Here is a 12884-nt window from a genome sequence, read left to right on the forward strand (position 1 = left end):
ATTGTTGTTTCATCACTGCACCTCCGCCAGTTCACGCTTGGCGAGTGGCTTTTTTGCCGCCACCTCGGTGGCTTCGATCAGCACTTCGGCGACCAGCTCGGCTATGTCCTTGATCTCTGGGCGCGGCGCGACCACGGCTTCGAGCATCGCGGTGCACTGCGGGCAGCCCACGGCCACCAGCTCGGCGCCGGTTTCCTTGATGTCGACCATGCGCATGTCGGGGATACGTTGCTTGCCGGGGATGTCGGTGATCGGCGCGCCGCCACCGCCGCCGCAGCAGCGTGAACGGAAGCCCGAGCGTTCCATCTCCTTGACCTCGATGCCGATAGCCTTGAGTACGGCGCGTGGCGCCTCGTACTCGCCGTTGTAGCGGCCGAGGTAGCAGGGGTCGTGATAGGTGACGCTGGCGGCTTTGCTCTGGCCGAGGTTCAGCGCGCCCTTGCGTACCAGCTCGTCGATAAAGGTGCTGTGGTGCAGAACCTGGTAGTCACCACCGAGCGCGCCGTATTCGTTCTTCAGCACGTGGAAGCTGTGCGGGTCGCAGCTGACGATGCGTTTGAAACGGTACTTGCTCAGGGTAGCGATGTTGCGCTTGGCCAGGTGTTGGAAGGTCGCTTCGTCACCCAGGCGGCGCGCCACGTCGCCGCTGTCGCGTTCTTCCAGACCGAGTACGGCGAAGTCGACGTCGGCAGCCTTGAGGATCTTCACAAAGGCCCTCAGCGTTCTCTGATTGCGCATATCGAAGGCGCCGTCACCGACCCAGAACAGCACGTCGGTTTCGCCCTTGTCGGCGAGCAGCGGCAGGTTCAGGTCGGCAGCCCAGTTCAGGCGACCGCCGGGGTTGAAACCGCCCGGGTTGTCAGTGGCGATCAGGTTGTCCAGCACCTCGGCGCCTTTGTTCGGAGTCGCGCCTTTCTCAAGGGTGAGATGACGGCGCATGTCGACGATGGCGTCGACGTGCTCGATCATCATCGGGCACTCCTCGACGCAGGCGCGGCAGGTGGTGCACGACCAGAGGGTCTCGGCATCCACCAACGCCTTGCCGTTCAGATCGACGATCGGCTGATGTGGGCCGCCGCTGTGTTCGCCCAGCGGCTTGCCGGGGTAGGGCGAGCCGGCGAACTTGGCGTCATTGCCACCGGCCAGGCCGATGACCATGTCCTGAATCAGCTTCTTCGGGTTCAGCGGCTGGCCAGCGGCGAAGGCCGGGCACATGGCCTCGCATTTGCCGCACTGCACGCAGGCGTCGAAGCCGAGCAGCTGGTTCCAGGTGAAGTCGGTGGGTTTTTCCACGCCCAGCGGCGCCTTCGGATTGTCCAGGTCCAGCGCCTTGAGGCCGGTGGAGCGACCGCCGCCGAAGCGCTCGGCGCGGCGGTGCCAGGCCAGGTGCAAGGCGCCGGCGAAGGCGTGCTTCATCGGCCCGCCCCAGGTCATGCCGAAGAACAGCTCGGACACGCCCCAGGCCACGCCGACGGCCAGTACGGCGGCCAGAATCCAGCCGCCGAAACCGACCGGCAGAATTCCGGCAACCGGCAGCGTGGCGATGAAGAAGCTGGCGGCGAACATCAACAGGCTTTTCGGCAGGCGCATCCATGGGCCTTTCGACAGCCGCGAGGGCGGGTCGATACGGCGCTTGGCAACGAACAGGGCGCCGACGAACATCAGTACCGTGGCGCCCAGCAAGGCGAAGCCGAGGATGCGGCTGTGCAGGCTGAAACCGTGCACGACGATCGCCAGCACGGCCGCCAGGACGAAGCCGCCAGCGGTGGCGACGTGGGTCTTGGACATGTACTTGTCGCGCTCGACCACGTGGTGCAGGTCCACCAGGTAGCGACGCGGCATCTTCAGCAGGCCGCCGATCCAATCGACCTTGGCCGGCCGACCGCGGCGCCACATGAAGAAGCGCCTGGCCGCGCCAATGACCGCAAGGGCCAGGGCGGTGAAGAGCAGGAGGGGGAGGATGGTGTTCAACATCTTGGGGTCTCCTTAGCGGGACCGAAAGCTACGCAAATCCATCCCCTCTTCCCCTGGGGGGAGAGGGTTAGGGAGAGGGGGCAGACGACATGGATATCCGCCCAATGGCCCCTCTCCCCCCGCCCTGTCCCGCAGTCGGGAGAGGGGCCGTTTGTGTCGTGGCTAAAAGTCCTTGCACAACCGCAGCGCGTCGTAGATCGCTGCGTGGGTGTTGCGCTGGGCCACGCAATCGCCAATGCGGAACAGCAGGTAGCCGTCGCCCGACTCGCTCAGGCACGGCTGCGGCTTGATCGCGAACAGCGCTTCGACGTCGATCTGGCCCTTGTTGCGCGAGCCCTGCTTGAGCGCGTAGTACAGCGATTCGTCCGGGCGCACGCCGTTCTCCACTACCACCTGGTCGACCACGCGCTCTTCCTTGGCGCCGGTGTATTCGTTCTCCAGCACGGCGACCAGCTTGTCGCCCTCGCGGTAGACCTTCTCCAGCATCAGGTCGCCGGTCATGATCACTTCTTTCGGGTACAGGCTGCGGTAGTAGGTCGGGAAGCTGGTGCCGCCGATGGCCACGCCCGGCTTGATGTCGTCGGTGACGATCTCCACCTGGGCGCCCTTGTCGGCGAGGAAGTCGGCGACCGACATGCCGGTAAATTCGCAGATGGTGTCGTACACCAGCACGTTCTTGCCCGGCGCCACCTTGCCCGAGAGCACGTCCCAGCTGCTCACCACCAGGCCCTCGGCCGCGCCCCAATGCTCGTTCTGCTCGAGGAACGGGTGGCCACCGTTGGCCAGCACGATGATGTCCGGGCGCAGGTCGAGGATGGTGGCTTCGTCAGCCGGTGTGCCCAGGCGCAGGTCTATCCCCAAACGCGCCAACTCGAGCTGGTACCAGCGGGTGATACCGGCGATCTGGTCGCGTTGCGGCGCTTTCGACGCGATGGTGATCTGCCCGCCAAGACTGTCGTTCTTTTCAAACAGGGTCACGTCATGACCGCGCTCGGCGGCGACGCGGGCTGCCTCCATGCCAGCCGGGCCGCCGCCGACGATCACCACCCTGCGCTTGGCGCCGGTGGTCTTCTCGATGATGTGCGGCACGCCCATGTATTCGCGGGACGTCGCGGCGTTCTGGATGCACAGTACGTCCAGGCCCTGGTACTGGCGGTCGATGCAGTAGTTGGCGCCGACGCACTGTTTGATCTGGTCGATCTGGCCCATCTTGATCTTGGCGATCAGGTGCGGGTCGGCGATGTGCGCACGGGTCATGCCGACCATGTCCACGTAACCGCCTTCGAGAATGCGCGTGGCCTGGTTCGGGTCCTTGATGTTCTGCGCGTGCAGCACTGGCACCTTGACCACTTCCTTGATGCCGGCCGCCAGGTGCAGGAAGGGCTCCGGCGGATAGCTCATGTTCGGAATGACATTGGCCAGGGTGTTGTGGGTGTCGCACCCTGATCCCACGACCCCAATAAAATCGATCATGCCGGTGGCATCGTAGTAGGCGGCGATCTGCTTCATGTCCTCATGGGACAGGCCGTCCGGGTGGAACTCGTCGCCACAGATGCGCATGCCGACGCAGAAGTCGTCACCGACTTCCTTGCGCACGGCCTTGAGCACTTCCAGGCCGAACTTCATGCGGCCCTCGAAGGTGCCGCCCCATTCGTCAGTACGCTTGTTCACGCGCGGCGACCAGAACTGGTCGATCATGTGCTGGTGCACGGCGGACAGCTCGACGCCATCCAGGCCGCCTTCCTTGGCGCGGCGTGCGGCCTGCGCGTAGTTGCCGATCACTCGCCAGATTTCCTCGACCTCGATGGTCTTGCAGGTGGCGCGGTGTACCGGCTCACGAATGCCGGACGGCGACATCAGGGTCGGCCAGTGGAAACCATCCCAGCGCGAGCGGCGGCCCATGTGGGTAATCTGGATCATGATCTTGGCGCCATGCTTGTGCATGGCGTCGGCCAGGTTCTGGAAGTGCGGGATGATGCGGTCGGTGGACAGGTTGACCGAACTCCACCACTGCTGCGGGCTGTCGATGGCCACCACCGAGGAGCCGCCACAGATGGCCAGGCCGATGCCACCCTTGGCCTTCTCTTCGTAGTACTTCACGTAGCGCTCGGTGGTCATGCCGCCGTCGGTGGCGTAAACCTCGGCGTGCGCGGTGCTGAGCACACGGTTGCGGATGGTCAGCTTGCCGATCTGGATCGGCTGGAACATTGCTTCGAAGGCCATTACGGCATCCTCACGGTAAGCGCTCTAGCGTTGTGGGAGGCGCTGGCCGCTCCCACGGATTTCTTATGGGTGACTCAAAGTGGCCGGGTGACGAACAGACCGTCGTCATGGCCGTCTTCGGCGCCGCTGTATTCCTGCACCGTGTGGGTACGGAGCGGGCTGCCCTTGGCGGCGAGAATCTGGTCGATGGCGCCGGAGAACCAGCCGGTGAACATGTAGTCGACCTTGCGGTTCACCTTGCCGTACACGTAGACGAAGGCCGAATGTTTGAGCTTGACCTCGGCATGGCCGGTTTCCAGGTCGAGCTTCTGTGTTTCGAACAGGCCCCAGCCGCGCTGCGACAGGCGCTTCATGTAGTGCTCGAACACCGCAGCGCCGGAAATGCCGTGGCACTCGGCTTCCTTTTCGCACCAGTGCCAGGCGGACTTGTAGCCAGCCTTGTAGAGGATCTCGGCGTATTTCTCGGCGCCGAGCACTTCCTCGATGCCCATGTGGTTGTTGACGAAGAAGTGGCGCGGCACGTAGAGCATCGGCAGCGCGTCGGTGGTCCAGACGCCGGTTTCGTCGTCGACTTCGATTGGCATTTCGGGGGCGTGGGTGGCCATATACGGGAACTCCAGAGTTTGAACCGTAGGAGCGGCTTCAGCCGCGAAGCTTCAAAGCATGCCGTCCCTTCGGGACGGATCGCGGCTGAAGCCGCTCCTACAAGGATTGTGTTGGGAGGGGCTTACTCGCCCCAGACGTCTTTCAGCACGCGCACCCAGTTCTCGCCCATGACCTTGCGCACCACGCGCTCGGACATGCCTCGCTTGAGTAGCGTCTCGGTCAGATTGGGGAACTCGCCGACGGTGCGGATGCCCAGCGGGTTGACGATCTTGCCGAAGTTGGTCAGGCGCCGGGCGTAGCCCTTGTCGTGGGTCAGGTATTCGAAGAAGTCCTGGCCGTGGCCCTGGGTGAAGTCGGTGCCGATACCGATGGCGTCTTCGCCGACCAGGTTCATCACGTACTCGATGGCCTCGGCGTAGTCATCGATGGTCGAGTCGATGCCCTTGGCCAGGAAGGGCGCGAACATGGTCACGCCAACGAAGCCGCCGTGGTCGGCGATGAACTTCAGCTCGGCGTCGGACTTGTTGCGTGGATGTTCCTTCAGGCCCGAGGGCAGGCAGTGGGAGTAGCAGACCGGCTTCTTCGATTCGAGGATGACTTCCTCGCTGGTCTTGGAACCGACGTGGGACAGGTCGCACATGATGCCGACGCGGTTCATCTCGGCGACGATCTCGCGGCCAAAGCCGGACAGCCCACCGTCGCGCTCGTAGCAACCGGTGCCGACCAGGTTCTGGGTGTTGTAGCACATCTGCACGATGCCCACGCCGAGCTGCTTGAATACCTCGACGTAGCCGATCTGGTCCTCGAACGCATGGGCGTTCTGGAAGCCGTAGAGGATGCCGGTCTTGCCTTGCTCCTTGGCCTTGCGGATGTCGGCGGTGGTGCGTACCGGGATGACCAGGTCGCTGTTCTCGCGGATAAGGTTGTTGCTGGCGACGATGTTGTTCACCGTGGCCTGGAAACCTTCCCACACCGACACGGTGCAGTTGGCCGCCGTCAGGCCGCCCTTGCGCATGTCTTCGAACAGGTCGCGGTTCCACTTGGCGATGATCAGACCGTCGATGACGATGCTGTCGGCGTGCAATTCGGCTGGGCTCATCAGGCTTGTCCCCTAAACGGATGCGCCGAGTCGGACGTCGGCGCTTTGGGGAGAGCTTATCCCTGGGGGGCAGGGCGACCCGGTGCAAAAACGACTGGGGGTTTGCCGAAAGCGTCAAGCCGAGGTCGCGAACGGATATGCCAGTGTTTCGCCCGTCACCGCGTAGCACGGACGCAATCCGGGGAATCGGTGGCGCCTGGCCCCGGATTGCATCCGGGCTACGGTTGGCCTAGCTGCCTGGTCGTTCGTGGCGATCCTGGCTGGGGCTGGCGGCGAAGCGTCTGCGGTAGCTGCGCGAGAAGTACGAGGCCGAATCGAAGCCGCAGGCCAGGCCCACCTCCAGCACGCTGAGGTCGCTCTGGCGCAGCAACTGGCGCGCCTTGTCCAGCCGCAGGTCAAGGTAGAAGGCCGAAGGCGTGGTATCCAGGTGATGACGAAACAGCCGCTCCAACTGACGCACGGTGATGCCGGCCAACTCGGCCAGCGCCTCGCTGGACAGCGGTTGTTCGCACTGGCGCTCCATTTCGCCGATCACCCGCACCAGCTTCTTGTTGTGCAGGTCGTAACGGCTGGCCACCTGCATACGCTGGTGATCCAGGCGGGTGCGGATGCGGCTGACCACGAACTGTTCGGACACCTGCACTGCCAGCGCCTCGCCGTGTTCCTGGCCAATCAGGCCGAGCATCAGGTCGAGGCTGCTGGTGCCGCCGGCGCTGGTGATGCGCCGGCCGTCGATCTCGAACAGCTCCTGGGTGACCAGCAACGCCGGGTAGCGCTCGCGAAAGGCGTCGATGGCTTCCCAGTGCAGGGTCAGACGCTGGTGCTGGAACAGCCCGGCCTCGGCCAGCACGAAGCTGCCGGTGTCGATGCCGCCGAGGATCGCCAGTTCCGGTTCGCGTCGTTGCAGCCAATGCGCCAGGTGATGGTTGTAGTGGGCCAGCGGCTCGAAGCCGGCGACCACGAACAGTGCTCGGCTTTCCTCGGGCAGCTCCAGGCCGCCATCGACGTTGAGCGACATGCCATTGCTCGCCTGTACGGCATTGCCGTCCTGGCTGAGCAGGCGCCAGCGATACAGCTCGCCGCGAAAGCGGTTGGCCACGCGCAGCGGTTCGATGGCCGACATCAGGCCCATCATGGAAAAGCCGGGTAGTAGCAGAAAACAGAAGGTCTGGGGCATGCAGGTCACGAGGCCGTTGCGGGGTGGCAGATAGCCCGGAAAGATTAATGGGCCAGCATGGCTCTCATACAAGCAGAAAGTCGATATAGGTCAATAAATAGTCGCTCAAGTGTGAATGAGGCGTGAAATCGAAGCGTAAGGTGTTTTCATCGGGAAACGAAGATTCCCGAGCACGGTGGGGGTTCTGCCCGCTGGCAGGCCTCTAGAAAAACGAAATAGAACCGCTGTGACACGATGAGGAGCACCCAGATGAAAGGTCTTACCGCGCTGGCCGCGTGCTGCACCCTGAGCCTGTTCAGTACCTCCCTGCTGGCCGACGACGCCAGTTGCAAGAACGTTCGCATCGGCGCCGTCGGCTGGACCGACGTGGTCGCCACCACCGCCGTCGCCAGCGAGCTGCTGCAGGGCCTCGGCTACGAAACCAAGCAGACCCAGGCGTCGCAACAGATCATCTTCGCCGGTATCCAGAAAGGGCAGATCGATGCCTTCCTCGGCTACTGGAAGCCGATCATGGACGACAACATCAAACCCTTCCTCGACGCTGGCGCGGTCAAGGTCGCGGCCGAGCCGTCGCTGGATGACGCCGTGGCCGTGCTCGCCGTGCCCAGCTACACCGCCGACAAGGGCCTGAAGACCCTGGCCGACATCGCCAAATTCAAGGACGAGCTGGACGGCAAGATCTATGGCATCGAAGCCGGTTCGGGCGCCAATACGGCGATCCAGAAAATGATCGACTCCAATCAGTTCGGTCTGGGTGGCTTCAAACTGGTGGAGTCGAGTGAAGCAGGTATGCTCGCTGCCGTTGGCCGCGCCGTACGCAACGAGAAACCCGTGGTGTTCTTCGGCTGGAAACCGCATCCGATGAATCTGTCGATGCAGGTCACCTACCTGACCGGCACTGACGACGTGTTCGGCCCCAACGATGGAGCCGCCACGGTGTCCACCGTCACCGCGCCGGACTACGCCGAGCGTTGCCCCAACGCCAACCGTCTGCTCACCAGCCTGCGCTTTACCAGCGAGCAGGAGGCCGAGCTGATGCAGCCGATCATGGATCGCAAGGCGCCAGCGCAGGTGGCGCGTGACTGGATCAAGGCCAATCCGCAGGTGGTCGAGGCCTGGCTCGAGGGCGTCACCACGCTGGACGGCAAGCCCGCCAACGCCGCGCTGGTCGCCGGCAACTGATAGCACGGCGCCGGTTTATTCGGCGCCAATTTCCCTCTTTGCACAACGCCTGCGGCTCTGCCGTCGGCACTCGTTCGCCTCTGGAAAGGACAGTCGAAAATGAATTACGAGGTTATCGTCACCTGCGCGGTGACCGGCGCTGGCGACACCGTCGGCAAGCACCCGGCGATCCCGGTCACGCCCAAGGAGATCGCTGCCGCCGCCATCGAGGCGGCCAAGGCCGGCGCCACCGTCGCCCACTGCCATGTGCGCGATCCGCAAACCGGCAAGCCGAGCCGCAACGTGGCGCTGTACCGCGAGGTGGTCGAGCGCATCCGCGAGAGCGACACCGACGTGATCATCAACCTCACCGCCGGCATGGGCGGCGACCTGGAAATCGGTCACGGCGAGCAGCCGCTGGAATTCGGCGCCGGCACCGACCTGGTCGGCCCGCTGGAGCGCCTGGCGCATGTCGAGGAACTGCTGCCAGAAATCTGCACCCTGGACTGCGGCACCCTGAATTTCGGCGACGGCGATTTCATCTATGTCTCCACTCCGGCGCAGCTGCGTGCCGGCGCCAAACGCATCACCGAGCTGGGGGTGAAGGCCGAGCTGGAAATCTTCGACACCGGCCACCTGTGGTTCGCCAAGCAGCTGCTCAAGGAGGGCTTGCTGGAAGACCCGTTGATCCAGCTGTGCCTGGGCATCCCCTGGGGCGCGCCGGCCGACACAACGACCATGAAGGCCATGGCCGACAACCTGCCGGCGGGCATCACCTGGGCCGGCTTCGGCATCGGCCGCATGCAGATGCCCATGGTCGCTCAGGCCATGCTGCTCGGCGGCAACGTGCGGGTCGGTCTGGAGGACAACATCTGGCTGGATCGCGGCGTGCACGCCAGCAACGGCCAGTTGGTCGAGCGCGCCATCGAGATCATCGAACGCCTCGGCGGCCGCGCCCTGACCCCGGCCGAAGGTCGCGAGAAGATGAAGCTCAAGCGCCGTTAACGATTTTCTCCCCTCTCCCATTTATGGGAGAGGGGGCGGGGGAGAGTGCCTGTGGGCACCCCCCGTAGCCCGGATGCAATCCGGGCATTCCCTTCGCCAATCCCCGGATTGCATCCGGGCTACCGGAGTTCAGCATGACCTTCATCACCGATATCAAGACCTTCGCCGCCCTTGGCACCGGCGTCATCGGCGCCGGCTGGATCGCCCGCGCCCTGGCCCACGGCCTCGACGTGATCGCCTGGGACCCGGCGCCTGGCGCCGAGGCCGCGCTGCGCACGCGCCTGGCCAATGCCTGGCCGGCGCTGGAAAAACAGGGACTGGCCCCCGGCGCCTCGCTGGATCGCCTGCGCTTCGTCAGCACCATCGAGGACTGCGTACGGGATGCCGATTTCATCCAGGAAAGCGCGCCCGAGCGCCTCGAACTCAAGTGCGAGCTGCACGCGAAGATCAGCGCCGCAGCGCGGTCAAACGTGCTGATCGGCTCCAGCACCTCGGGCCTGCTGCCCAGTGAGTTCTACGAGGGCGCTACGCATCCCGAGCGCTGCCTGGTGGGCCACCCGTTCAATCCGGTCTATCTGCTGCCGCTGGTGGAGGTGGTGGGCGGTGTGAAGACCGCCCCGGAGGCGGTGCAGGCCGCCATCGAGGTCTATCAGTCGCTGGGCATGCGCCCGCTGCATGTGCGCAAGGAGGTGCCTGGCTTTATCGCCGACCGCCTGCTCGAGGCGCTGTGGCGTGAGGCACTGCACCTGGTCAACGACGGCGTGGCAACCACCGGCGAGATCGACGATGCGATCCGCTTCGGTGCCGGTCTGCGCTGGTCGTTCATGGGCAGCTTCCTGACCTATACCCTGGCCGGCGGCCCGGCCGGCATGCGCCACTTCATGGCCCAGTTCGGCCCGGCGCTGAAGCTACCTTGGACCTATCTGCAGGCGCCGGAGCTGACCGAGGGGCTGATCGATGCGGTGGTCGAGGGCACCGCCGAGCAGCAGGGCGAACGCAGCCTGGATGCCCTCGAACGCTATCGCGATGATTGCCTGCTGGCGGTGCTGGAGGCGATTCGCCAGACCAAGGCCAAGCATGGCTTCGAGTTCGCCGAGTAACCGAGTCATTCCCGGTGCGCATGGCGCACCCTACGCCCCGGGGCCACTTCTGGAGTCGTGTCATGTCCGCCAAGCCGCTTACCAGCTACCAAACCACCATCTCCCCCGATTGGGTCGACTACAACGGCCATCTGCGTGACGCCTTCTACCTGCTGATCTTCAGTCATGCCACCGACGCGCTAATGGACATGTTGGGCCTGGACGAAGCCGGTCGTGCTCGCACCGGCCACACGCTTTACACCCTGGAATGCCACCTCAACTTCCTGGCAGAAGTGAAGGACGGCGAGCGGGTGGAAGTGCGCACGCAGCTTTTGGCGCACGACGCCAAGCGCCTGCATATTCACCATGGTCTTTATCGGCCGGGCGAAGACGCCAGTCTCGCGGAAAGCGAACAGATGCTGATGAATATCGACAGTGCCGCCGGCCGCGCGGCGCCATTCGACGAGCAGGTGGCCGAGCGGGTGGCGCACCTGGATGCCGAACAGCAGAACCTGCAGCGGCCAACCTGTGTCGGGCGTGTAATCGGCCTGCGTCGGGCTTCGTAGGGTGCGCTGTGCGCACCAGGGGCCAGTGCCTGCGTGACCAGTCCTACTTAGGCTTGTAAGCGCAATACCCCGGCCGCGGGCCGACCTTGGGGTGATGACGGCAGGTGTCCGGGCGCTTGTCGTAGACGGTGCACAGGCGCGTCTTGCGATCGAGGAACAGGCAGTCGTTGTTGGACATGCGGATCAGGGTGAAGATGCCCGACTTCTGGTTGAAGCGCTCGACGATGCCGTCCTTCTGCAGGCGCTTGGCGATGTTCTTCGGTGGCTCGCTGCGCTCGAACTCGTCCACCAGCTCCAGGCGGATCAGATCGTTCAGGCGCACCTCAACCGGCATGGTGCAGCAGGTGGACATGCAGCTGTGGCACATGTCTGCCGTGTATTTGGCCCAGGTTTCCAGGCGGTCGATCTCTGCGGCGGCTATCAGGCGGGGTTTTATCATGATGCTCGGGTAGGCCTGTCTTGTGCGGCGGACTGTTCGCTTCGCTCCCGAGTCCGCCCTACGGTCACGGGGCGGCGATGATAGCGGGCGCGCGGCATTTGTGAAGCACCGGCTGGCGGCTGATCGCTTTGCGTTGTGCCTGTGAACGGCTTGGCAGTCGTCTCTCTGGGTGTGGGTCGGCGCGGCTCCTATACTGTGGCTCGTCTCGGGCGGCCAGCAGGAACGTGAGGCGACTTCTTTCTCAGGGTTGGGACATAACGCATGCAATGGATTTTCATGCTGGTCGGTCTGGTGCTCGGCGTGGGCGCCAGCGAATCGGTCACGGGTGCGCTTCTTGGCGGTCTGATCGGCCTCAGCCTGGGCCAGGCGCTGCGTCTGCAAGGGCTGGAGACGCGTAATGCGCAACTGACTGCGCAGCTCAAGGATTTCGCCGAACGCTTTGAGCGCGGTACTCGCGCGATGCATGAACGCTTGGTAAAGGTGGAACAGGGCGAGCGCAGTGAGCCGGAACCGGGCCCGGTTCCAGTGCCTGCTGAACCTGTCGTTGATGCGGCACCCGACCCCTTGCCCGATCCGGTTATCGCCGAGCAGCCCGAGCCCGAGCTGGACTGGACACTTGATCCGCTGCCTGAGATCGAAACACCCCAGCCTGTCGAAGAGCCTGCGGCATTGGCCGCTCAGGTCGCCCATCAACCTCAACCGGTGCCACAATGTGAGGGGGTTAGAGGTATGGCACAGGGAGGGAGTGGCCGGAAGATGCCGGGGAAAGCCGGAAGAGCCCGGATGGCGCGGGGTGTGGGCGGGCTGATTGTGCCAAAGCGGCGCGAAGCAGAAACGGGCCGATTTTTGGGGTGGTGGCCCGATTTCGCGAGTGCTTTGGCATCGCAGCCTTAGACCATCCAGCCCCCGGCCCATACCACGCGGCCGATGATATGCAGCTCGCTCAGCCGATCCTTGGGGACGGTCATTGGCTGATACTCCTTGTTATGGCTGATGATCAGCACGGAGCCATCGAACTGGCGCTGCAGGCGCTTGGCATAGAGGTGGTCATCGAGCATCACCACATAGACACCCTCACCCTCAAGCGCGTTGCGGCTCAGGTCGATCATGACGGTATCGCCGTCATCGAGCAGGCCAAGCATCGAGTCGCCGTCTACGCGCAGGCAGGCCAGGTCTGAGGGCGTCAGGCCTTTCTTACGCAAGCTATAGCGCGTGAACGACAGGTTTACCAGGACACGGCTACGTTCGTTCCAGGCGCCGCTGCCTGCGCTGCAGCGGGCGTCGTACAGCGGGACATAGGCATACGCATCATCGTCTCCGGCCAGAGGCTCGTGCCTTTCAACCTCATCCCCTTTGCCTGTCATCAACCAGACCAGGCTTACGCCAGTGCACTCGGCCAGAGTAATGAGCATTTTCCGGGTGGGCTCGCCTCCCTTGAGATACCGCTGAATCCCGCTCTGGGATATTCCAGACCTCTTCGCTAAAGCGTTAGCACTACCCGCGATCTGCACCAACCTCTGCAGGCGCTGCAGGAAGGCATCTGCGCTTTCAGCTT

12 protein-coding genes are annotated in these 12884 nt (G+C 64.1%); 5 read left to right on the plus strand and 7 right to left on the minus strand.

Annotation, left to right across the window (positions count from 1 at the left end; all coding sequences use genetic code 11):
- Nucleotides 1–12: 12 nt before the first annotated feature.
- The 5 genes from dgcB to BM186_RS04315 all read right to left on the minus strand — a co-directional run bounded on the left by dgcB (nt 13) and on the right by BM186_RS04315 (nt 7079).
- Entirely contained in the window at nt 13–1974 is a 1962-nt protein-coding gene (dgcB, locus tag BM186_RS04295; RefSeq protein ID WP_074913646.1) for a dimethylglycine demethylation protein DgcB, read from the minus strand.
- A gap of 162 nt (nt 1975–2136) precedes the next feature.
- Nucleotides 2137–4197, minus strand: a complete 2061-nt coding sequence (gene dgcA, locus BM186_RS04300; RefSeq protein WP_074913647.1) for a dimethylglycine demethylation protein DgcA — start codon at nt 4195–4197, stop codon at nt 2137–2139.
- 74 nt (nt 4198–4271) lie between these two features.
- Nucleotides 4272–4802, minus strand: a complete 531-nt coding sequence (locus BM186_RS04305; protein ID WP_074913648.1) for a DUF5943 domain-containing protein — start codon at nt 4800–4802, stop codon at nt 4272–4274.
- 122 nt (nt 4803–4924) lie between these two features.
- A complete protein-coding gene (locus BM186_RS04310) occupies nt 4925–5902 on the minus strand; it encodes a dipeptidase (protein WP_072423397.1) in 978 nt (325 codons plus the stop codon).
- Nucleotides 5903–6131: 229 nt separating this feature from the next.
- Nucleotides 6132–7079 carry a GlxA family transcriptional regulator gene (locus tag BM186_RS04315; protein ID WP_074913649.1) on the minus strand — a complete coding sequence of 316 codons (948 nt, stop codon included), beginning with the start codon at nt 7077–7079 and terminating at the stop codon, nt 6132–6134.
- Nucleotides 7080–7328: 249 nt separating this feature from the next.
- Here BM186_RS04315 and choX point away from each other — a divergent pair, with 249 nt between their 5' ends.
- From choX to BM186_RS04335, 4 genes are all read left to right on the plus strand, one after another.
- Nucleotides 7329–8261: a choline ABC transporter substrate-binding protein gene (choX, locus tag BM186_RS04320; protein WP_072423395.1), complete on the plus strand. Its 933-nt coding sequence runs from the start codon at nt 7329–7331 to the stop codon at nt 8259–8261.
- A 99-nt stretch (nt 8262–8360) separates the two neighbouring features.
- Nucleotides 8361–9245, plus strand: a complete 885-nt coding sequence (locus BM186_RS04325; protein WP_072423394.1) for a 3-dehydrocarnitine:acetyl-CoA trimethylamine transferase CdhC — start codon at nt 8361–8363, stop codon at nt 9243–9245.
- A gap of 134 nt (nt 9246–9379) precedes the next feature.
- A complete protein-coding gene (locus BM186_RS04330) occupies nt 9380–10345 on the plus strand; it encodes an L-carnitine dehydrogenase (RefSeq protein WP_074913650.1) in 966 nt (321 codons plus the stop codon).
- A gap of 62 nt (nt 10346–10407) precedes the next feature.
- Nucleotides 10408–10890 carry a thioesterase family protein gene (locus BM186_RS04335; protein ID WP_074913651.1) on the plus strand — a complete coding sequence of 161 codons (483 nt, stop codon included), beginning with the start codon at nt 10408–10410 and terminating at the stop codon, nt 10888–10890.
- 43 nt (nt 10891–10933) lie between these two features.
- Here BM186_RS04335 and BM186_RS04340 read toward each other — a convergent pair whose 3' ends face one another.
- Complete coding sequence (locus BM186_RS04340) at nt 10934–11329, minus strand: YkgJ family cysteine cluster protein (RefSeq protein ID WP_021487773.1); 396 nt, start codon at nt 11327–11329, stop codon at nt 10934–10936.
- A 261-nt stretch (nt 11330–11590) separates the two neighbouring features.
- Here BM186_RS04340 and BM186_RS04345 point away from each other — a divergent pair, with 261 nt between their 5' ends.
- Nucleotides 11591–12223 carry a hypothetical protein gene (locus tag BM186_RS04345; RefSeq protein ID WP_241519872.1) on the plus strand — a complete coding sequence of 211 codons (633 nt, stop codon included), beginning with the start codon at nt 11591–11593 and terminating at the stop codon, nt 12221–12223.
- Here the strand turns inward: BM186_RS04345 and BM186_RS04350 are convergent.
- On the minus strand, nt 12220–12843 hold the full coding sequence (locus BM186_RS04350) for a S24 family peptidase (RefSeq protein ID WP_279626844.1): 624 nt from the start codon (nt 12841–12843) through the stop codon (nt 12220–12222). The two genes, BM186_RS04345 and BM186_RS04350, sit on opposite strands and share 4 nt — an antisense overlap.
- Nucleotides 12844–12884: the final 41 nt, after the last annotated feature.

Source organism: Ectopseudomonas toyotomiensis, from assembly GCF_900115695.1.
GTDB lineage: Bacteria > Pseudomonadota > Gammaproteobacteria > Pseudomonadales > Pseudomonadaceae > Aquipseudomonas > Aquipseudomonas toyotomiensis.